At 61.6% G+C, this 21,210-nt stretch carries 14 protein-coding genes and 1 pseudogene; 3 read left to right on the top strand and 12 right to left on the bottom strand.

Going from position 1 to position 21,210, the window contains the following annotated elements; genetic code table 11:
- The first annotated feature begins 412 nt into the window (after window positions 1-412).
- Window positions 413-2,230: a site-specific integrase gene (locus tag AWB70_RS20685; RefSeq protein ID WP_053572413.1), complete on the top strand. Its 1,818-nt coding sequence runs from the start codon at window positions 413-415 to the stop codon at window positions 2,228-2,230.
- 13 nt (window positions 2,231-2,243) lie between these two features.
- Here the strand turns inward: AWB70_RS20685 and AWB70_RS20680 are convergent, their stop codons facing one another.
- The 3 genes from AWB70_RS20680 to AWB70_RS20670 form a co-directional block, all read right to left on the bottom strand.
- Window positions 2,244-6,728 carry an nSTAND1 domain-containing NTPase gene (locus AWB70_RS20680; protein ID WP_053572412.1) on the bottom strand — a complete coding sequence of 1,495 codons (4,485 nt, stop codon included), beginning with the start codon at window positions 6,726-6,728 and terminating at the stop codon, window positions 2,244-2,246.
- A 10-nt stretch (window positions 6,729-6,738) separates the two neighbouring features.
- Window positions 6,739-7,653 carry a DUF4231 domain-containing protein gene (locus AWB70_RS20675; RefSeq protein WP_053572411.1) on the bottom strand — a complete coding sequence of 305 codons (915 nt, stop codon included), beginning with the start codon at window positions 7,651-7,653 and terminating at the stop codon, window positions 6,739-6,741.
- Window positions 7,654-7,741: 88 nt separating this feature from the next.
- Window positions 7,742-12,139, bottom strand: a complete 4,398-nt coding sequence (locus AWB70_RS20670; protein ID WP_143281672.1) for an nSTAND1 domain-containing NTPase — start codon at window positions 12,137-12,139, stop codon at window positions 7,742-7,744.
- Window positions 12,140-12,283: 144 nt separating this feature from the next.
- Here AWB70_RS20670 and AWB70_RS39630 point away from each other — a divergent pair.
- A pseudogene (locus AWB70_RS39630) lies at window positions 12,284-12,445 on the top strand (hypothetical protein); the annotation flags it as partial.
- Between the two features lie 749 nt (window positions 12,446-13,194).
- A complete protein-coding gene (locus AWB70_RS20660) occupies window positions 13,195-13,524 on the top strand; it encodes a hypothetical protein (RefSeq protein ID WP_235024304.1) in 330 nt (109 codons plus the stop codon).
- Between the two features lie 21 nt (window positions 13,525-13,545).
- Here AWB70_RS20660 and AWB70_RS20655 read toward each other — a convergent pair whose 3' ends face one another.
- The 9 genes from AWB70_RS20655 to parA form a co-directional block, all read right to left on the bottom strand.
- The gene (locus AWB70_RS20655; protein ID WP_053572408.1) at window positions 13,546-14,082 is read right to left on the bottom strand and encodes a GNAT family N-acetyltransferase; all 537 of its coding nucleotides are present in this window, start codon (window positions 14,080-14,082) and stop codon (window positions 13,546-13,548) included.
- Window positions 14,079-14,357, bottom strand: coding sequence for a type II toxin-antitoxin system TacA family antitoxin (locus AWB70_RS20650; RefSeq protein ID WP_053572407.1), 279 nt, complete (start codon window positions 14,355-14,357; stop codon window positions 14,079-14,081). The genes AWB70_RS20655 and AWB70_RS20650 overlap by 4 nt, the downstream gene beginning before the upstream one ends.
- A gap of 350 nt (window positions 14,358-14,707) precedes the next feature.
- On the bottom strand, window positions 14,708-14,902 hold the full coding sequence (locus AWB70_RS20645) for a hypothetical protein (RefSeq protein WP_374730247.1): 195 nt from the start codon (window positions 14,900-14,902) through the stop codon (window positions 14,708-14,710).
- A gap of 52 nt (window positions 14,903-14,954) precedes the next feature.
- Window positions 14,955-16,529 (bottom strand): IS66 family transposase, encoded by a 1,575-nt coding sequence (tnpC, locus tag AWB70_RS20640; RefSeq protein WP_053572406.1) that lies wholly within the window; start codon window positions 16,527-16,529, stop codon window positions 14,955-14,957.
- A gap of 65 nt (window positions 16,530-16,594) precedes the next feature.
- On the bottom strand, window positions 16,595-16,963 hold the full coding sequence (gene tnpB, locus AWB70_RS20635; protein ID WP_082378248.1) for an IS66 family insertion sequence element accessory protein TnpB: 369 nt from the start codon (window positions 16,961-16,963) through the stop codon (window positions 16,595-16,597).
- Complete coding sequence (gene tnpA, locus AWB70_RS20630) at window positions 16,930-17,316, bottom strand: IS66-like element accessory protein TnpA (protein WP_060854169.1); 387 nt, start codon at window positions 17,314-17,316, stop codon at window positions 16,930-16,932. Before tnpA ends, tnpB begins: the two co-directional genes overlap by 34 nt.
- Window positions 17,317-17,574: 258 nt before the next feature.
- A complete protein-coding gene (locus AWB70_RS20625; RefSeq protein ID WP_053572405.1) occupies window positions 17,575-18,600 on the bottom strand; it encodes a helix-turn-helix domain-containing protein in 1,026 nt (341 codons plus the stop codon).
- Between the two features lie 303 nt (window positions 18,601-18,903).
- Entirely contained in the window at window positions 18,904-19,911 is a 1,008-nt protein-coding gene (locus AWB70_RS20620) for a ParB/RepB/Spo0J family partition protein (RefSeq protein WP_053572404.1), read from the bottom strand.
- Complete coding sequence (gene parA, locus AWB70_RS20615) at window positions 19,904-20,596, bottom strand: ParA family partition ATPase (protein ID WP_053572597.1); 693 nt, start codon at window positions 20,594-20,596, stop codon at window positions 19,904-19,906. The genes AWB70_RS20620 and parA overlap by 8 nt, the downstream gene beginning before the upstream one ends.
- Window positions 20,597-21,210: the final 614 nt, after the last annotated feature.

Here is a 21,210-nt window from a genome sequence, read left to right as displayed (position 1 = left end):
CCGGCCATTGGGGAAGCGGCGCTCAACTCAAGCGAGCAACCGTCGTCAAGGCAGCGGCCGATCCTGCGTTTCGCTGATCCGGCTGCTTGACGGACGTGTCCGACTCATGCCTCAACCACCATGGGCGACGCTCCCTCGAATGGGCCCCCGCGGCTACGCCTCGACCTTCGTGTGTCGCCCGGGGGCCCACGACGTGCGGACGTGCGTGCGTCGCCTACAACCTCGGCGCTCCTGCGGTCAAACGAGTGGTGGCCGCACGTCATCCAGGCGCAGCGGGCGCTTTCGTCGACGCTTCACGAATCTTCTAATCCTGATAACTCGTATTATCAGGATTACGTTTAATGGGTAAAATTAGGGGGTAGGGCATCTACGTCCCGTCCAGACGGGCCTTCCAGCGAACCAAGAGCCATCCATGGCCAACAAACCGCAGACCGTCACCAAAAGCCGCGCGGCGTACACGCGCAATCACTTCGCCGCGCTGCGGGCATACGTGCAGCGCGTGCCCGCCGCGACGATCACGCGGCTGTATTTCTCCGAGGACGACGATGGCAATGAAGCGACGCCCGGCTGGGTCGAGTCGTTCCTGCGGCGCATGCAGGCCGAGTTGGTCGAACTCGCGCTCGAGCATGGCTCGTCGGTGCTAGCCGACCACCTGAAGTCGTCGGCCAAAGCGCACGGCAGCGCGAAGCTGACGGCCGTGACGCTCAAGATGGTCGAACAGGCGGCGCTGTTGGCCGTTGCCAAGCCCGAACCGACGCACGGCGTCGGCATGTGGTTCCGGCCGCTGGTGGCACGGCGGCTGAAAGAAGCGGGTATCGGCACGCTGGCCGAACTGGTGGACTTCTGTAACCGCCGGGGCGGCAGTTGGTGGCGGGCGGTGCCGCGCATCGGACCGGGCCGCGCGCAGCGGGTCGTTTCGTGGCTGCGGCGGCATGAGGCCGAACTCCGACTGCATGTCGAGCCGGACGTCGTGCTGGACGATCCCCTGCGCGCGTCCGAGGCGGAGATTGTCACGCTCGATACGGATTCGCGCACCCTCGTACCCCTTGAACGCCTGAGCTTGGCGCACGAACTCGCGGGCGCGAACGGCGTGAACCGCCACAGCAGCTTTCCGTACATCCGGGCGAGCCACGATCTTGATGCCGTGCGGGCGTACCTCCATCATTACCGCGATCAACCGAAGACGCTCCGCGCCTATACCAAGGAAATCGAGCGCTTCCTGCTCTGGTCGGTCACCGTCAGGCGCAAACCGCTGAGTTCGCTGCTGGCCGACGACTGCGAGGCCTACAAAGACTTTTTGCGCGCGCCCGCTCCTGAGTTCGTGGGTCCTCGTGTGTCGCGAGCGAGCGGCCGATGGAAGCCGTTCGCGACCACGGAACTGAGCTTGGAGAGCCAGCGGTATGCAGTGCGGGCGTTGCGCGCGGCTTTCGCGTGGCTCGTCAACGTACGGTACCTCGCCGGCAATCCGTGGACGGCCGTCTCCGACCCCATCGTCGTCCAGCGCGAGGACCTGATCAAGGTTGAGCGCGCCCTGCCTCCCACGCTCTGGCAGCGCATCCGCGCGCACATCGACGCGCAGTGCGGCCGGGAAGACGGCGCTTATTGGCGCTCGATTCGGGTTGCGCTGCTCCTGAGCGGCGACTCGGGCCTGCGTCGAGAAGAGCTGGTCAACGCGAGGCGCGAGGCGATGTCCCCGACGCATCACGGCGACGACGAAGAAACAGTCTGGCAACTGTCCGTCGTGGGCAAGCGCAACAAACAACGGACAGTTCCGGTCAGCCCCGCGACGATTGCGGCGCTAACGGCGCATTGGCGCGATCGCGGACTTGAGTTCGAAACGGCGAGAGACGGCCCGCTGTTATCGACGCTATTCATTCCTCGAACAACCCGAGGCCAAAAGAAGTACGCCGACGGCACCGCCCTCGCCTACCACGTCGACGGCATCAATAAAATGATCGAGTGGGCGATGAGGCGGCTGATTGCCGACATGAGCAAGGACTTGTCGGTGGACGAAATCAAGCTGCTGGCGGGCACATCGCCTCACGCTTTTCGCCATACGTTCGGCACGCACGCCGCTGCGGAGGAGGTTCCCCTTGATGTTGTCCAGAGAATCCTGGGACACGCATCCCTGCAAACAACATCGGTCTATGTGCAAGCTGAAAAGCTCCGCATGCTCCGCGAGGCGGCGGCATTTTATCGCCGACCCAAGGTTAACGATCAGGCAGGGTGAGAACCCCCTAACGCTACTTGACCTCGGCGCAGACGTCTTCTCCGATCCTCGGGGCTGGCAGGATTCTCGCTGCGCGAACGTCAGACGTTGTGAGTCTTCGTGCTTCCCCGCGGAGCTTGCGCCGACAGACTTCATCAATCAAGTTTCCATCACGGGAGATTGACGGCCAATAGGCATCCCAGACGCGCGCCGTCTTGTCCCCCGATGCCGTGACCACGCGCTTGCCGTCCGGGCTGAAACTGGCGGAGCGGACCCAACCATCATGCTTCATGGACGCACCGACCGGCTTGCCGGTGTCCGCGTCCCAGACGCGCGCCGTCTTGTCCCCCGATGCCGTGACCACGCGCTTGCCGTCCGAGCTGAAACTGGCGGAGTAGACCGTATCGCGATGCGTCATCGGCGCGCCGATCGGCTTCCCGGTGTCGGCGGCCCAGACGCACGCCGTCGTGTCCCTCGATGCCGTGACCAGGCGCTTGCCGTCCGGGCTGAAACTGGCGGAGTAGACCGTAGCGTCATGCATCATCGGCGCGCCGACCGACTTACCGGTGTCCGCGTCCCAGACGCGCGCTGTGTGGTCCGCTGATGCCGTGACCACGCGCTTGCCGTCCGGGCTGAAACTGGCGGAGTAGACCGTATCGCGATGCGTCATCGGCGCGCCGATCGGCTTCCCGGTGTCCGCGTCCCAGACGCGCGCCGTCTTGTCCCCCGATGCCGTGACCACGCGCTTGCCGTCCGGGCTGAAACTGGCGGAGTAGACCTTAGCGTCATGCGTCATCGGCGCGCCGACCAGCTTCCCGGTGTCCGCGTCCCAGACGCGCGCCGTCTTGTCGTCCGATGCCGTGATCACGCGCTTGCCGTCCGATCTGAAACTGGCGGAGGTGACGTCAGCGCCATGCGTCATGGGCGCACCGACCGGCTCACCGGTGTCCGCGTCCCAGACGCGCGCCGTCGTGTCCTCCGATGCCGTGACCACGCGCTTGCCGTCCGGGCTAAAACTGGCGGAGAAGACCTTAGCATCATGCGTCATGGGCGCACCGACCGGCTTCCCGGTGTCCGCGTCCCAGACGCGCGCCGTCTCGTCCCCCGATGCCGTGACCACGCGCTTGCCGTCGGCGCTGAAACTGGCGGAGTAGACCGTATCGCGATGCGTCATGGGTGCGCCGACCGGCTTGCCGGTGTCCGCATCCCAGACGCGCGTCCCGTCGGCTGACGCCGTGACTACGCGCTTGCCGTCCGGGCTGAAACTGGCGGAGACTGTAGCGCCATGCGTCATCGGCGCGCCGACCGGCTTCCGGGTGTCCGCATCCCAGACGCGCGCCGTGTTGTCATACGATGCCGTTAGCACGCGCTTGCCGTCCGAGCTGAAACTGGCGGAGGTGACGTCAGCGCCATGCGTCATGGGCGCACCGACCGGCTCGCCGGTGTCCGCGTCCCAGACGCGCGCCGTCGTGTCCCTCGATGCCGTGACCACGCGCTTGCCGTCCGGGCTGAAACTGGCGGAGTAGACCTTAGCGCCATGCTTCATGGGCGCACCGACCGGCTTACCGGTGTCCGTGTCCCAGACGCGCGCCGTCGTGTCCCTCGATGCCGTGACCACGCGCTTGCCGTCCGGGCTGAAACTGGCGGAGTAGACCGTGTCGCGATGCGTCATGGGCGCGCCGACCGGCTTACCGGTGTCCGCGTCCCAGACGCGCGCCGTCTTGTCGTCCGATGCCGTGACCACGCGCTTGCCGTCCGGGCTGAAACTGGCGGAGTAGACCGTATCGCGATGCGTCATCGGCGCGCCGATCGGCTTCCCGGTGTCCGCGTCCCAGACGCGCGCCGTCTTGTCCCCCGATGCCGTGACCACGCGCTTGCCGTCCGGGCTGAAACTGGCGGAGTAGACGTCAGCGTCATGCGTCATCGGCGCGCCGACCAGATTCCCGGTGTCCGCGTGCCAGAGGCGCGCCGCCCCGTCGGCTGACGCCGTGACCACGCGCTTGCCGTCCGGGCTGAAACGGGCGGAGTAGACCGTAGCGACATGAATAATGGGCGCGCCGACCGGCTTGCCGGTGTCCGCGTCCCAGACGCGCGCTGTGTGGTCCGCTGATGCCGTGACCACGCGCTTGCCGTCCGGGCTAAAAACCGCAGAAGCTACCAAATCTGGGTGCGGGCTAAAAACAGTTACCAAATCTGTGTCACGGTCCATCAGCGTTCGCAGAGCGCTTTCGTCGGCTGCCCGTGACAGCGAGGGGCCGGCCGTCGAATGCGCGGGGTGAAGCCAAGACGATCTCGTCGCCAGTACACCCAACCGAAGGCCTTGGTCGAATAGGTTTCCATCTGCTGCAGCCTCGCCTGCAGCTGCCAATACGAGCGACGACTGGCGTGCTACCTCCTGCGTTTGGTGGATGATCCACCCCCCTGTCGCGATCAGAATGACGGCAGTGACGGCCATCATTGCCATCACGCGGCGTTGCGCGCGTCCGGTCCGCGCTTGTTCTTCCCTGACGCGGCCTTGTTCCTCGGCAATTCGTGTCAACTGCGCCTCGCGCTCAGCACGAGCGGCCTTATCCCGCTCACGACAAGCCCGTAGATAGGAAAGGCCCTCGGTTCCCAGCCGTCGTTCGAAATCTGCACGCTGACGCAGCGCTTCCGCGCTCGTCAATCGTTCATCGGTATGGGTCAACCATGCCTGTCCGTGATTATTCTTTTGCCACTCGTGAGCGGCTCGTTGCACCGTCTCGACTGTTTTGAGTGCGTCGGCGTCTGCATCAAGCCAGGCGGTGAGGGTCGGCCACTGTCGCAGCAACGCCTCGTGCGCCACCTCAACGACAGTGACCTCCTCGTTGCTACTCTCGACTTTGCGCCGGTCTCGCAACAGCAGCCGATGCCGAATGATGCGTTCCAAGACGGCATGGGAGGCAGCGGGAAGCTCATCCCACCGGGCTACGCGTCGCTTGCGCTCGTCGGTCTGCGGGTCGATGCGTGCAAGCCAGGGGATGAAGCCCTCATGCAGCAAACGCTCGCGCTCAGCCTTATCTGATGGAACGACGGGCTCGCGATTCGGATCAACAAATGCCAATTCCACCGCCGCCTCGATGGAACCGCGCACGCCCCCAAGCGCCTCATAGTCTTCCACGCGGAGGTTTCCGGCACCTCCATAGTCGGTAAATAAGCGCTCGAGCGTGAAGGCAAGCAACGGCAGCGCATCCGCTCCCTCAGCGTCTTCCAAAAGCCGTTCGGTCAGTGCTGGCTGGATGGCCAGCTTGTTCCCAGCGGCGGTCGCCCGCGCTGCAGGTCCCTCGATCACCGCTTTGAATTCGGCGCGCTCGATAGGGGGAAGACTGAAAAGCAGTGACGGTAGGCCCTTCAGTGTCGTCTCGTTTTGCAAGTACGCGTAGGACTCGGTCCGAATCGCGACAACTGCCAACGCGCGTTGCCGTTTATCAATCGCCTCGATTCCTTCTCTTGCCGGGGGACCAAGCGTCTCAGCAAGCAAGGCGGTGAACTCCAGGGTTTCTTCCCGCCCCTCCGCGCTGAACAGTTCCTCGCCCTGGTCGATGGCGATGAGAATGGTGGGTGCGACCGAATTCGGCCCAAGTCGGGAACAATGCAGCCGTTGCAGTTGATCGAGCAATTCCTCGAATCCCCCAGAGGTCCGAACGGTCTGACGGATCTCGGCGCGTGTCTTGGCCGCCCCGTATTCACGGAAAGCCTGCTCAAGACTGGTGACGAGTCCGATGGCGCCGCTGAGGACAGCCCGTTCCGGCCGAATAACTGGAAGTGGCAAAAACATTCGATCGTCGCGCTTCAAGCGCGGCCAAAGACCCGCCCGCAGGAACGACGACTTTCCGGCACCCGAGGCGCCGAGGATGACGAACATGCGTTCGATCCCCTGCTCCCGCACACTGCGCAGCTTATCGAGGCTGCGCACTATGGCAGCCTCACGACCAAAAAATACAGCCGCGTCTTCCGATTCAAGCGCTCGTAGGCCTGGATAAGGTGGCCGCTCAGGTTTGTCCGGAGGTGGCCAGGGAAAGCTTGAAGGATCGAGCCCGGCTCGTCGTAGTCCATGCCTGAGCTGGGAAAGTCCTGCTTTGGCGAAAGAGACTTCCGTCTCAGGGACGAGCGGGTCATGGGAAACACGGAAGCTCTGGCATTGAGACCCGGCGACGAGATCACAGAGCTGCCATTCCGCCGTCATTTCTTTGGGTAGAGCGTCGCGCGATACCGCCTCGACGAGCACCCCGAAGATTGTCTTGCCCAAGAACTTGGCAAGCTGGAATTCTGAACGGCACCAACTTGAGCTTAGCCACGCCGGCGAAATCAGAAATAGCACGGCCTCGCAGCGACCAGCGGCGGCCTTCAGTTCTTCCTGCCAGCGCTCTCCCGGGGCGAGTCCTTTGAGTGGCTCAACGTCCAAAAAATATTCATCCCAGCCGTTATCGGTGAGCCAGCGTCCGATCGCAAGCGCGAGCGCATTATTCGCGCTGGAGTGGCTGATAAAGATCTTGGACATCGCAACACACTCAGTTCCCGGGCTTTTTCATCCACTTCGCGATCCAGCTTTCGTTCTCGACGGAGATTGCGTCCTCGCAGGATTTGACGAAACTGGACCACGATCGGCGTTTGTTCTTTGGCGGCGATTGCCATTCATCGATCAGTGCGTCGAGCCTGCTTGCCGTCGCGTGATAGCTCATGACCACGAAGTCGTAGCGGTCGGCGGCCACATGGGCCGCCAATGCCGCGCTGACCGTCGTTACGACCGCGACCCATGCCGCAAGACCCGATTGAGTTGCACTGTGAGCCAGGTCGTGGTGACTCGTGAATGCTGCAGCGGCGCTTAACACGGTGCCGATCAGCCCGAGGGCTAATTCAACGCGGCGGAACGCAGCCAACCGCTTTGCGTACAGCCTTGCCTTTGGCCGATAGTAGCCGTCGATCTGTTGCTTTACTCGCTTCTCGATATATTCGTTCTCGTCCATCATCGCTGGCGCGCTCCGCACTGATCCAGTAACGGCGGCCAAATGCGGCGTCAGATCGCCGGCTGACTTCTCAACCGCGCGAGTTCGCTCATTGAGGAGCGAAACAGCATCCTCACCGTCATAGGGTCGCGCCCGCGCGCAGAACAGGTAGATCTCGGTTTTAAGCCCTTCTGACACGGAACGCGCTCGGGTCCAGGCCCGGATCGCGTCCACGGAGATCACGTGTGCTTTCACATATGTGCCGACGGCGAGCGCGATGGCGCTCAGTACCGCGCAACCTGCACGCGCTTGTGGCATGTGCGACGGCATGGTCGCAGACAAGGTTGCGGCGATCGCACCGATGACATTCAGAATCAGCACGGCCAGACGTCCGTACACCACCCGGGCCTTGAGCTTGTCGGCGGCTCTTGACCATTCGATCCGTCGGTGCCAAATTTTCGCAATGACTTCGTCGTTCATGGCTGCGGTTCCACGTTCTCGCCGATTTGACTAGGACGCACCAATTGGCACGTGCATCGGTACTGAAAGTCAAACGTGCTCTACCCTTCTACGAGGCGTCAACGCACACGTCCTCCCCAATCCTGTCGGCTGACAGAATTCTGGCTGCGCGAACGTCCGCCTCGGTGAGTTTTCGCGCCTCCCCGTGCAGCTTGCGTTGACACACCTCGTCAATGAGGTTTGTCGCGCGAGAGATGGACGGCCAGTAGGCGTCCCAAACGCGCGCCGTCTCGTCATGTGATGCGGTGACCACGCGCTTGCCGTCGGGGCTAAAACTGGCGGAGGTGACAGCATCGCCATGCGTCATGGGCTTGCCGAGCGGCTTGCCGGTGTCCGCGTCCCAGACGCGCGCCGTCTTGTCCTCCGATGCCGTGACCACGCGCTTGCCGTCGGGGCTGAAACTCGCGGAGTAGACCGCAGCGCCATGCGTCATGGGCTCGCCGATCGGCTTGCCGGTTTCAACGTCCCAGACGCGCGCCGTCTTGTCCTCTGATGCGGTGACCACGCGCTTGCCGTCGGGGCTGAAACCGGCGGATAAGACCACAGCGCCGTGGGTCATGGGCGCGCCGAGCGGCCTGCCGGTGTCCGCGTCCCAGACGCGCGCCGTCTTGTCCCAGGATACCGTGAGCACTCGCTTGCCGTCGTCGCTGAAACTGGCGGAGATGATCCGAGCGCCGTGCATCATGAGCGCGCCGAGCGGCTTGCCGGTGTCCGCGTCCCAGACGCGCGCCGTCTTGTCCGCTGATGCCGTAACCACGCGCTTGCCGTCGGGGCTGAATCTGGCAGAGCTGACCCCATTGCCATGCGTCATGGCCGCGCCGAGCGGCTTGCCGGTGTCCGCGTCCCAGACGCGCGCCGTCTCGTCCCACGATGCCGTAACCACGCGCTTGCCGTCGGGGCTGAAACTGGCGGAGCGAACCGGACCATCATGCGTCATGGGCGCACCGACCGGCTTGCCGGTGTCCGCGTCCCAGACGCGCGCCGTCTTGTCCCCCGATGCCGTGACCACGCGCTTGCCGTCGGGGCTGAAACTGGCGGAGATGACCCTATCGTCATGCGCCATCGGCGCGCCGAGCGGCTTGCCGTCCGTGTCCCAGACGACCGCCGTAAAGTCGTCCGATGCGGTGACCACGCGCTTGCCGTCGGGGCTGAAATTGGCGGAGGTAACCACACCGCCATGCGTCATCGGCGCACCGAGCGACTCGCCGATGTCCGCGTCCCAGACGCGCGCCGTCTTGTCCGCCGATGCCGTGACCACGCGCTTACCGTCGGGGCTGAAACTGGCGGATAAGACCACGGCGCCGTGGGTCATGGGCGCGCCGAGCGGCCTGCCGGTGTCCGCGTCCCAAACCCGCGCCGTCATGTCCCACGAAGCTGTGATCACTCGCTTGCCGTCGGGGCTGAAACTAGCGAAGCTGACCCGAGCGTCGTGCGTCATGGGCGCGCCGAGCGGCTTGCCGGTGTCCGCGTCCCAGACGCGCGCTGTCATGTCCCACGATGCGGTGACCACGCGCTTGCCGTCGGGGCTGAAACTGGCGGAGCTGACCCCATCGCCATGCGCCATGGGCGCCCTGAGCGGCTTGCCGGTGTCCGCGTCCCAGACGCCCGCTGTCATGTCCAACGATGCGGTGACCACACGCCTGCCGTCGGGGCTGAAACTGGCAGAGACGACCCGGTTGCCATGCGTCATGGGCGCGCCGAGCGGCTTGCCGGTGTCCGCGTCCCAGACGCGCGCCGTATTGTCGGTCGATGCGGTGACCACGCGCGTGCCGTCGGGGCTGAAATTGGCGGAGATGACCCCACTGCCATGCGTCATGGGCGCTCCGAGCGGCTCGCCGGTGTCCGCGTCCCACACACGCGCCGTCATGTCCAACGATGCCGTGACCACACGCTTGCCGTCGGGGCTGAAGCTGGCGGAGAGGACTGCGTAGCCATGCGTCATGGGCGCGCCGAGCGGCTTGCCGGTGTCCGCGTCCCAAACGCGCGTCGTTCTGTACGATACCGTGACCACGCGCTTGCCGTCGGGGCTGAAGCTGGCGGAGAGGACTGCGTTGCCATGCGTCATGGGCGTGCTGAGCGGCTTGCCCGTTTCCGCGTCCCAGATGCGCGCCGTCCCGTCCTCTGATGCCGTGACCACGCGCTTGCCGTCGGGGTTGAAACCGGCAGAATACACACGGTCGGTGTGACGGTTAATCAGAATACGGAGCGTGCTTGTATCGGCCGCGCGCGACAGAGAAGGGCCGGCGGCGGGATGGGACGGGTGAAGCCAGGATGATCGCGCTGCCAGTACAGCCAACCGCAGAGCTTGGTCGAATACGTTGCCATCTGCAGCAGCCTCAGCTGCAACTGCCAACAACAGCGACGATTGGCCCCCTACCTCCCGGGTCTGGCGGATAATCCACCCCCCGGTCAGGACCAAAATGACAGCGATCACGCCCATCATTGCCTGAACGCGACGTTGCGCGCGGCCGGTCCGTGCCTGTTCTTTCCTGACGCGTGCTTGTTCCTCGGCGATTTGTTTTAACTGCTTCTCGCGCTCCGCGCGCGCCGCTACCTGCTCGTCGGCACGCTTTTGCTGAACCTCTGCCAGCTTCTTTGCTTGTTCGGCTAACTCCTTGGCCTGTTCCAACTCTCGTTTTTGCCGAGCCCGCTCGGCCTCGAATTCCCTGTCCCTGAGGGCGACGCTCTCGCCAATGTATTCGCGTTCTTCATCATTGAGTGACTCAGCGCGTTCGCTCAACCAGCGTTGCGCTTCCGATAGGAACGCGTCACGCAACAACCTTCCCTCCTGCTTACCAGAGCGCCACGCAGCAAGCATCTCGCTGAAGCGCTTGCGCCAGAGCAGGAACTCGCGGTCTTCATCGAGCCAGTCCTTGAGTTGTCCCCAACTGTGGATCAGCGCTTCGTGCGAAACCTCAACGGTCGCCTCACTGCGCTCTTTGCCCGGGGACGTCACAAGCAGGCGCTCATCTGCCAGCCGCTTTGCAATCGGGAGCGAAGCCGATCCGATTGCCGCCAGCGTCACGCGGCGACGCGTGTACTCGTCTCCTTCTCCCGGTTGCGCCAATTGAAGGAAAATGCGTCGCACTGCCTGCTGTTCGACTAGCGACAGCGAACTCACAATCTCGTCCGCCTTCTGTGCTACCGCTCCCTGCAATTGGCCGATGGCGTCATAAGCGTCATGCAGCAACATTCCGCCTTGGCGCCTTTCCCATAGCCCTTGCAGCACAAATTCCATGAGCGGAAGATTGCCGGGCTCGTCACCGGCGTCGTCGAGAACGCGCTGAACCAGCCCGGGCTGAAAACGAAGCCCAGCTTTCGCGGCAGGCTTTTCCATCGCCTGGCGCAACTCGTCCTGAATCATCGGCCCGAGATTGACCTGGCCTCCCTGCAGGCGGTCTGAGAGCGCGCGTTGGCCGGTGATAGCGCGGCCGAAGAAGTCCCCGCGCACGGTGAGCACCACTGAGAGCTGAGCTCTCAGTGTCGCTTCCAATACCTCGTCAATGAAGCGCTGACGCGCGCCCTCGTCGGTCGTCAGGGTAAAGAGTTCCTCCCACTGATCGACCACCAGCATCAGCCGCCCGGTGCCGGGCTGCTTTTCGAGAATCCGACTGATGACGTCGCGCAGCGCGATGGATTTATTTCCCAGTCGGTCGGCCAACCGCGTGATCTCGCCCAAGCGGGTGACTTCGCTCATCTCGGGCTCCAGCAACGGCAGCAGCGCGGTGGACAGCGCATGCAACGGCCGATCGGTCGGCATGAGCGTGGCGATCTCCCAGACCGGCGAGCGGCCCGCGCGCAGGCGCGGTAGCAGCCCCGCTCGCACCACCGAAGACTTGCCGCTGCCCGACGCGCCGACCACCGCCACCAGCGGGTGGTGGGCGATCATCGCTGCCAACTGATCAATCGCCGCCTCACGGCCGTAGTAGAAAGCGGCATCCTGTTCGCGGAAATACAGCAGGCCGCGATATGGACACACCTGCGAGAGCGCTTGCTGTACGACCGACTCGACTTCCGGTCCGGGCGGAAGGTCCTGAATGGCGTGGATGAGCGCCCTGAAGCGTACTGGATCGTCCACACTGGGACGAAAGTCGACCCAGGTGTTCTGTTTGAGGAAGCCTAGGGGCGCGTCGGCGCCGGGCAGCAGCACGGGGATAACGGGAAAGGACGCACCGCGGCGCTCTTCGGCGACCTGGCGCTCCAGTGCACTGTACTGCTCGCGCTGCTGCCACGGGCCCATCTCGGCGCCCAGGCAAACAGCGACCGACTTGCAGTGTGCGAGGGTGTTTTCTAACGCGCTGAGCCAGTTAGTACCGGGCACCAGATACCAGCGGTCGAGAAAAGGGCGAACACCGGCCTCATACAGGCGTCGCGCGAGCGCTTCGACCTGTGCATGATCGCGCCAGTGGTAACTCAGGAAGACATCAAACTCGAATGTGTCAGACACGGCCGTCCCCTGCCCCACACAGCCACGTTCTTGCTTTTTACCGACAGACCGGCAGACGCCCGCACGATCAAGATTCAGCGGTAAGCAGGCTGGCCTTCCAAGTTATAGGTTTATTTAGGGGTCACAGGCAAGGCCTTCGGCACGCACGCCGCAGCCGAGGAGAGGCCGCTCGATGGCGTGCAGAAGATCCTCGGCCATGCGTCGCTGCAGACGACGTCGATCTATGTTCAAGCCGAGAAACAGCGGATGCTTCGAGAGGCCGCTTCTTTCTATCGGCGTCCTCGTCCGGACAGCCCAACAGAATGACGCGAAAGGCGTCATTCGTTCCGAATCGGCGGTCAATTTCGCTGGTTCACTTCGTAATGAGATTGCACTCTGGCAATGCGGCGTGCCACAGAAAACTGGCCCCCAGGGACGGGTTAGCGCGGTGGGAAAAGTCGGAAGACAGCCGGCATTCGTTGTCAAAACCCCATGTACTTGCCGGGGACGTGAATCCTCTGTAGATTCGTATCAAATATTGGAGAAAGAATGCGACGCTTTCGGAAGTGGTTCGCGTCAAGACCAAGGAAGACGCTCGAAGAACTTAGCACCTGGCGATAGCCGTGCTCGGTGCCTCGTCGTACCTCGAGGCGGTCTTCTACGGCTGGGTCATTGAAGAATGCGGCCCGTCGTATTGGGAGATCGCGCGCACCACGCCTCTTTCGCAGTGGGGATTTCAGGGCGTTGGTTGCACCGTTGTTCTACTGGCAGTTCTTACTCAATGGTGGTTTTTCAAAGCGATCGGCAATCGATGCAGCAGCCTGCTTAAGCAACGCCTTTTCGCATAACGACGTCTTCGCACATAGAGGAATTCTCGAGGCGCATTTTCGTTCTAGCCGCGCTGGCAATAAGCGCAACCGCATACGCGTCAGCGGACGAACATTGGTGTGATCCCAACAAGGACCGACCGAACGATCCGCTTGTTCCGCACTTCGCCTGCCCGAAGCAGCGCGTCATCACGACCAAGTGCCACAAGGATAAAAATGGCGATCAAGTCTGCCGCTCGGTGGAAACTTATGAATGACGTGCCGGCGGCAAGCACGCAAGGAGAAACGGTGATCCCAACAAGAGCAAACGAAAAGCTGCGAAAGATCCTCGAAGCGGAAGCCGAGTTCGAGAAGCTTCCGAACGTGCGGTCGTTCCTCGAGGGAGAGCACGTCGAGAACGGATTGGCGGCCCATTGGGACCCGGAGGTAGCTCGTGAAGACATTCGAGTGCTCTCTCAGCGGCTTGCTGAGATCGACGCGCTGACTGGCGACGATCACGACGATCGGATCGCTGCGGAAGCTGAGCGCGCGAAGATCCACGCCCTTATTGCCGCCCGCTTCGGCGACTTGATGGACTGATAGATTCCATGCGTTCAGCCATCAAAGCTGATCCGCAACTCTCAAAGCGGCCGCGATTGTCTTGAGCGAGATCACCATCGGTATCGGTAGGCCGTCCGGTACGCCCACTAGACGCATTGCGCCCCTGGCCGCGTACCACTCGGCCACACTTTCGCTCTTTGCGTCGATAAACAGTGCGACACCGCCGACTTCGCCGGCGACCCTGATGCAGCGACGCCCGGCCGCTAGTATCAACTGCGTACCGAGGCCCCGCCCGCCAGCGCTTTTATCAACGGCGAGACGCGCCAAGCGGAAGCCAGGCACTGGATGGCGAGGCAAGCCCTTTCGAGCCGATTCCGGAGTTTCCTCGTACAGTGCCGAACAGGGTGCCAGGGTGTAATAGCCAAGGATGCGGCCCGTTGAGTCCTCAACGGCGAGAAACGTCTTTGCGCCGCCGTTCTCATGGTTCTGTCGCGCGTATTTTTTCAGGTAGCCATTAAGCTCTTCTTCGGCGCAGTCGAAAGCGCCACGATCGTGTTGCTTCCCTATCGCTTCCTCATGCCACGTCTGAAAAGTCATACCGATTTCGGCATCGCCTTCGCAGCGGCAAGCAGCTTCTCATTTGGTTCGGGCGGATTTTCCAAGAGAGACAGGACCCGTAGATAGCTGTCCTCGGAGAGCTTGATCTTTTCCGCCGCCGCGATCACCGCATCCGCCTCGCGCAGCGCGGCTTGGGTCACGAAGCTCGTCAGGTCGAGATGATTAAGGCTCGCCGCTCGTGCGAGGCGCGACTTCACCTCGGGAGGCACCCGCAGATTCATTCGCTGATTATCTTCAACCGCAGCGCGCGGCATGGCAGACTCCTTAAGTATCTGTACACCTTCAAAGTGTACAGCCGCCGGATCAGTGAGTCAATCGTGCGCATTGAAGGCGTACGGGACAGGCCAACTTGTTAAGACGTTGGGACGTCATTCGTCCGTCTGCGCGAACTGTCGTTTTCAAGCGAGCGTTTTCCAGCGACGCACGATCATCATGCGTTCACGACTATTTTCCGTAGCACAAAAAAGCCCAGGACCGTTGGTGCTGGGCAAGCCATCGGCTACGCCGGTGGCGGAGGTGCTAAAACGGAAACTGGCCTCTGCGGTATCCCGGCAGCGGCCAGTTCTCTAGTACCTGGCGCGAGCTCCTCGGCTCGCTCGGTCGATTAGTGACCGAAATAGACCGGAGCGATGCTATTGCCGGTGTGAGCCGGGCCGCCCGCTGCCGATCCAGTGTCGGCGACGCCGCCGTAGCTGTTCTGGCCGTTCTGTGCAGCGACCTTGGCTTCGGCAGCTTGGATCTGCGCCGGATACGTCGTGCGATCCATGCTCGGGTTGTAACCAGCGCGTTCAAGCTGCACCAGTTCCGCCTTAACGTAAGCGGCCAGCGAACCCGTCTTGACGAACGATGGATTACTCGACGGGCGCGAGAGGCTGCCAGTTATGCGGCAGCAATGTTGCGATGTCGCTTGCTTTGTGGGCCGGCAGGCGGGTCAGGATGTCCTTGAGATATGTATGGGGTTCGTGCCCGTTGAGTTGCGCCGATCGGATGAGGCTCATGATCGCAGCGGCGCGTTGGCCAGCGCGCAGCGACCCTGCGAACAACCAGTTGGACCTGCCGATGGCCCATGGACGTATCTGATTTTCGACCCAATTGTTGTCGATTGGTACATGCCCGTCTTCGAGATAACGCGTCAGCGCTTGCCAGCGCTTCAGGCTGTAATCCAAAGCCTTAGCAATGGCGGAGCCGTCGGAAACGAGTTTGCGCTGCGTAACCAACCACTCGTAAAGCGCGTCGCTTACTGGCTTGGCCCGGCTCTGTCGAAGCCGGTGGCGGGCATCGGCATCGAGATTCGCGGCATCCCGCTCGATGGCATAGAGCTCAGTGAAGAATGGTAGCGCTTGCCCAGCGAGCTGGCTGCTGTGATTGGCGTGCAGCTCGAAGAATTTGCGCCTCGCGTGAGCTGCGCAGCCGATCTCGGTGACGCCCTGAAGGAAGGAGGCCTTGTAACCGCCGTAGTCGTCACATACCAGCTTGCCGTGCCAGCGGGTCAAGAAGGTGCGGGCATGCTCGCCGGCTCGGCTGCCGGCGAAGTCGTATACCACCGCGCGAAGGTTGCTGAACTGCGTAGGCGTATACGCCCACAGATAAGCCCGATGCGTCTTCCCCTTACCGGGGCTGAGCATTTGCACCGGGGTCTCGTCCGCGTGCAACACGCTTTCCTTCAAGATCTCTCGATGGAGGGCATCGACCAATGGCTGCAACTGCGCGCCGCAGGTGCCCACCCACGCGCCTAGCGTAGATCTCGGTATCGCCAGGCCCGCACGCGCAAAGATCTGCTCTTGGCGATATAGGGGCAGGTGATCTGCGAATTTGTTGACTAGGACCGATGCCAGAAGTCCGGTGGTTGGGATGCCCTTATCGATGACGTGCGAGGGTACGGGTGCCTGGATCAGCGTCTCACAGTTACGACATACCCATTTACCGCGAACGTGCCGCTCCACCGTAAACACGCCCGGTGCGTAATCCAACTTCTCGCTAATGTCTTCGCCGATACGAACACGTTCGCATCCGCATTGGCACACCGTGTTGTCCGGTTCATGACGGACGTCGACACGCGGCAACTGCGGCGGCAAGGGTGCGCGTTTTGGCTGCTCGGGTCGGCGCTTGCGTGCAGGCTCGAGCTCTTCGAGCTCTATCTCGATGGCGGCCAGGTCGCCATCAATCGCCTCGTCAAGCAGGCTCATTTGCTCGTTGTTGAGCTGCTCGCTGCGACGGCCAAACTGCTGGCGCCTGAGCACGGAGATCTCGTGAGTCAGTTGGTCGATGCGGGTTTGCCGGTAATGCAGCTCCCGTTCCAACGCATCGACTTCTCTGCGTTTCTCCGTCACCTCTTGGTCCTTCGCGCGGACCTCAGCGAGCAGTTGCGTGGCAAGGGCACGCAACTGCTCTGGACTGAGGTCGTCGAGGTCGGCCGGCGGGTTCATGCAGACCAGTCTGCCAGAACCCCGCACGCGCGAGAAGGAGAACTGTATACGTCACCGCCGACGCGTCAGATGATGCGGATCACGCCATCCTGGCCGATGCGTTGCCACGGCAGCCCCAGCACCAAGCCCGCCAATTGTTCGTGCGTGAGCACCTGCTGCTTGGGTTCGCTGCCAGCGTGGGGCCAGACGAACTGCCCCTGATTCTGCCGCCGCGCTGCCAACCAGATACCGATGCCATCGTGGACCAGGACCTTGAGTCGGTTGGCGCGGCGGTTGGTGAACAGGTACGCGTGGTGCGGATGCGCGGCGCCGAAGACCTTCACCACGCGCCCCAACGCCGTGTCGAAGCCGGCCCGCATGTCCAGCGGATCAACTGCTAGCCAGATCTCATCGACACGAATCACCGCAGCCACTCGCGCAGCCATGTCGCGCATTGCGCGGCTTCGGAGACCGGCCAGCTCACCGTTATCGACTGATTGCCCCGGCGAACTTCGACCCTGATCTCCGTCGAAGCTACCTGCTTCGCCCCCATAGCAACAGGAACGAACGCTGGTAGTGGTGTCGATTGAGCTTCTACCGGGCGTTCAGACAACCGCTTCGGAAGTCTGCCTTCTGCCTGATCAAGCCAGCGTCGCAGTAGGTTCGCGTTGAGCCGATGTTCCAGCGCGACCGCCGCCACCGACACGCCGGTACCCTGGCAAGCGGCAACAACGCGTGCCTTAAAGTCTTCGGTGTAGCGCCGACGACGGCGACGGGTCGGCAACGCCTCTTCTTCGATAGTGTTCACGTGTCCGCTTATTCGCTTTAGTGGACACGATACCGTCGGGATCCCGCGCCCTGTCTCTGGACCAGAGCACTCTGAGTTCGTGGTAGCTGACCGGCAAAAAACTGGGAAGCGGCATGAGGATCGCGATACTGTATATATATACAGTACTCTACCGCCTTTTTGCGGCTTGCTTCAATGCTCTCGGACGCGTCGCCAGGCAATTATGAGGCGGTTGCTAAAATTCAGTATATCGACTTTTATCGCGGCACCGCGTTACCTTCATTGCGTCTGTTCAGAAGTCCAACGAGCAACCGTCGTTTTTGAAACCGCTAAGTCAGCGGCGATTTCCCGGAGCGACCTTCCAGCAGCGACCATGCGCTTGGCTATTGCGCGCTTGTCTTTGCTGTCAGCCCAGCGTGCCTTGGTGCGATTATGATCAGCGTCGGCGTTGCGCTTGAACCGTACGTTCATCAGCGCCACCTGGACCAGTGCTGCGATCTCGCTGGTACCGGTCATCAACTCTTCGGACTCGTCTAGCGCGACTTTAAACTCAAAGACGATTGACGCCTTTTCTCGGCGTACTGCTAGTTCCACTCCCTGTTCCGAACGAACCTGCAGCAAGCTCGCCACAATCTCATCAATCGTTCTACGGCGAGGCGCGCTCAAGATCTTTTTCGCACGCTCAGTCATCTCGCTCTCGCCGATAGCGTTTCGGATTTTTACGAGCCTAGCGCCGAGGTCATATGTGATCTGTTTGAGCTCAAAGAGCTCTAACACCTCGGCTGGCAGCTCTGAGATCGCTACCGCTTTTTGCAGAACCGTCCGATTCCACGACGGGGACGCGGCGACGGCGGTGGTCGTCGAGGTCCACCGACCCTCCTCGATTCCTCGCTTGTACTCGGCGGCCAATTTCAACGGCGCGATGGCGCGCACGATTCGTTGCGGCGGCCGCGCATCCCTACCGTCAAGGAGATCGATGATTTCCGTCCAGTGCCGTCCTAGCGGATCAATTTCGGACGCACGCTGACAGAGGACGTCGGGGCCGTGCTTTCGGACCAGGTCGGTTAGTTGTCTAGCCGTTTCATGCCATATTCCGGCCGTTTCAAACAATGCAAGTACCGCCGGCGGCAGCTTCGAGACAGTAATGGCGCGGCATAGTGCGTCGTAAGTCACCTTAGGAGTGAACCGGGCGAATGCATCGACCGCTCCCCGTTGAGTTGTCCATGAAGTGCCGAGGCCTGAATGGTAGAGCTCAGCCAGTGCGAGAGGATCGCGAGATATCGGTGTGCCAGCGAGTGCGGTCATTTGTGTCCTTGTCCCTTTGCCCGCGGCGATTATCCGATCTAGCAGCGCTGCGCAAAGCGGCGAAAGGCGACAAATAAGGTGTTCTTTTCGGCCTATGTATAAACCGAACGGGGTCCGTCCTACCGGCCAGAATCTTGCGTTTCTTCAATCACGCATCGGCCGCGTCGGCTTTGCTGCCGCCCCCGTCGTCGCACTCCGCGTTTAGTTGGCGAGCGGACTGTTTGGATGTCTACCTCTGCTGGCGGTGAGGGAGAAGACGCCTCATCGTCGGGCGGCTTCCACGCCTTTGCGCACCTCAAATCATTACACCGAGGCCTCGCCGTCAAGTTCGCGGGTCCAACTTTCGATAAGCTGTTTCATGCGCTCAGCTAGGATCTGTTGAGATTCGCCATCGACGCCTTGGAGACTAAGTTCTGTCCTTCCGTCGGCGAACAACTTCAATTCGCCAAGAGGACCACCATCACGCCGCTTGAACTGAACTCGCGATTGGTAATGAACACGCCTCGAACCTGCCCGGCGCGTCGGTGCTTCTGCGGAAGCAGCTTGTTCAAGCCGTCTCACGCTCGCTCGGCCTTCCAGAATCTCTTGAAGCCAATGTTCGGCTACGGCCTGCCCTCCTCGCTCGAGAATGAGCTTGAGGTTGTACGCATGGGCAAGACCGACAGTCTCCGAAGATTGAGCCATCCGGCTTAAGAACGAGGACGGTAGGCTGTTAAGAAGTATCACCTTGTTCACGTGTGTCGGCGCTTCATTCACGGCCGCGGCAAGCTCTGAGTAATCTCGGTAAATGCCTTGTTCGAGAAGGCGGCTCCACGCAATTGCGTCGTCGAAAACCGTTTGCGCGTCGCGCTCTTTGTTTGCCTTGTATGCTCGAAGGTAAAGTGCCTTGTTTTCCAGGCGCTCTTCGTGCAACTCCGCGTCGATGTATTCTGCGCCGCGTGATTTTGCTGCGCGTACCCGCCGTTCGCCGTCGATGATCACCCATTTTCCGGGATACTCCGAAAGCCGAGTTACCTTAATGGGCTCAAGTTGTCCGTCTACTTCTAGGCTGCGAGCCAAGCCATCAATCGTCTCGGCGCTATAAAAAGTTCGAGGGTTGTAGGGGTTCGAAACCGTATCTGCAATTTTGATTTTTTGCCTCGGGACTCTTGTCGCCACGTCAGCGCCGTGAAACGGCGGCACACCGACAACCGTTGCTGCCTCCCTCAGCGCAGTCTCGGCGACTGCATTCTTCTGCAGGCGCGCCTCTGCAGATTGACGTTCCAAAGCCATGCCGGCTCTGACCCGGCTAGTTAGGTTTAACTTAGCCATGCGACACCTCTGCAGCCTCTTCCTCGCTATTCAACAACTCAACCAGTTCGTCGAAGAGAGCGTTGATTTCCTCTTTGGCCGGCTTCACGCCGCGAATCCCGCGGACATCAAAAACCGTTCGTCCTAGTGCCGCTGCCTGCGGATAGACCTCTCGCTGCCGTACAGCGGTTCGTAGGAGCAACACATTGCTTTCCCGTAACACCTCGCTCATCTGCTTATGTAGAACAGTTTTCGCATTTGTTTTACTCACCAAAATTGCAAACTTACCGGCTTTGTTATGGAGCCGTGTCCGCTCAATCAGTGCCATCATCCCTTCACTGCTCCAAAGGTCGAGAGGCGATGCATTGGTCGGAACTATGGTTGCATCGGCAACTGCTAGGACGCGACCGGTTGTTAAGTCGTCAATGTTCGGGGGACAGTCGACAAGAACGACGTCGTAGTCGTCCGCCAATCGCCCGATCTCGTTGCCGATATTTTTTTCAAGTTTGCGGACCGCCCCCACGCGGAAAGGGAGCGGCTTTTCAGGATCTGCAGTTGCAGCCCAACTCATGCACGACTGCTGTCCATCCGCGTCGGCAACGAATACCCGATAGCCCGAGGCGGAAAACGCTCCAGCTAGGTTCATCGTTGTTGTCGTTTTTCCTACCCCGCCCTTCTGATTCGCGACTGCGATTACGAGTCCCATCATCGGCTCCGGAATATGTTTAGAAAATTTTCTTGCGATTCTACAAGCAAGCGCGGTCAGAATCTAGAAATTACTTTAGGTTCGAGACCCGTCTCGTGGGTTTGTGCGGAATTGGCACTACCACGTGGTAGAGCTCTACCAAACCGAATCATTCGCAACATGCCGGTGCCGTATCGCTAGTTCATAGCTATCCATTACGCCGCCGGCGACAAGGGCGGTGGACACTTAGTCGCCTTACCGTCTGCCAAGTGGCGCGCGCCAGTGTCACCGTCGACACAAAACTGATCCAGTATTCATCGTATGAATTCTTACGACACGGTGTCCTCGCCGACTACGCGTGCGAGATATGGAATCGCACTGCGTTGCAGCGCTCATCGCGCACTACCACGTGGTTAGCCACGCAGTCGCCCAACTGCGGCGTTCGGGTTTCGCACTGCCGGGAGGTAAGCAACCCGGCGCCCACGGCGACGATGTTCGTGCCGCACTACCACGTGGTAGCCACGCGAACTAAATGGGCGACGGTTCGCGTGCCCGCACTACCACGTGGTAGCCACGCAGTCGCCCAACTGCGGCGCTTCGGGTTCGCACTGCCGGGAGGTAAGCAACCGGGCGCC

The organism is Caballeronia cordobensis, from assembly GCF_001544575.2.
GTDB lineage: Bacteria > Pseudomonadota > Gammaproteobacteria > Burkholderiales > Burkholderiaceae > Caballeronia > Caballeronia cordobensis.
Note: the sequence above shows the minus strand (reverse complement) of the source record. Positions and strands in the feature narration are given on the sequence as shown.

What these genes read in the sequence shown, in the direction of transcription:
- AWB70_RS20685 (WP_053572413.1), top strand. Translation starts at nt 413, where the DNA reads ATGGCCAACAAACCGCAGACCGTCACCAAAAGCCGCGCGGCGTACACG.
- AWB70_RS20680 (WP_053572412.1), bottom strand. Translation starts at nt 6,728, where the DNA reads ATGTCCAAGATCTTTATCAGCCACTCCAGCGCGAATAATGCGCTCGCG.
- AWB70_RS20675 (WP_053572411.1), bottom strand. Translation starts at nt 7,653, where the DNA reads ATGAACGACGAAGTCATTGCGAAAATTTGGCACCGACGGATCGAATGG.
- AWB70_RS20660 (WP_235024304.1), top strand. Translation starts at nt 13,195, where the DNA reads ATGAATGACGTGCCGGCGGCAAGCACGCAAGGAGAAACGGTGATCCCA.
- AWB70_RS20655 (WP_053572408.1), bottom strand. Translation starts at nt 14,082, where the DNA reads ATGACTTTTCAGACGTGGCATGAGGAAGCGATAGGGAAGCAACACGAT.
- AWB70_RS20650 (WP_053572407.1), bottom strand. Translation starts at nt 14,357, where the DNA reads ATGCCGCGCGCTGCGGTTGAAGATAATCAGCGAATGAATCTGCGGGTG.
- tnpC (WP_053572406.1), bottom strand. Translation starts at nt 16,529, where the DNA reads ATGAACCCGCCGGCCGACCTCGACGACCTCAGTCCAGAGCAGTTGCGT.
- tnpB (WP_082378248.1), bottom strand. Translation starts at nt 16,963, where the DNA reads ATGCGCGACATGGCTGCGCGAGTGGCTGCGGTGATTCGTGTCGATGAG.
- AWB70_RS20625 (WP_053572405.1), bottom strand. Translation starts at nt 18,600, where the DNA reads ATGACCGCACTCGCTGGCACACCGATATCTCGCGATCCTCTCGCACTG.
- AWB70_RS20620 (WP_053572404.1), bottom strand. Translation starts at nt 19,911, where the DNA reads ATGGCTAAGTTAAACCTAACTAGCCGGGTCAGAGCCGGCATGGCTTTG.
- parA (WP_053572597.1), bottom strand. Translation starts at nt 20,596, where the DNA reads ATGGGACTCGTAATCGCAGTCGCGAATCAGAAGGGCGGGGTAGGAAAA.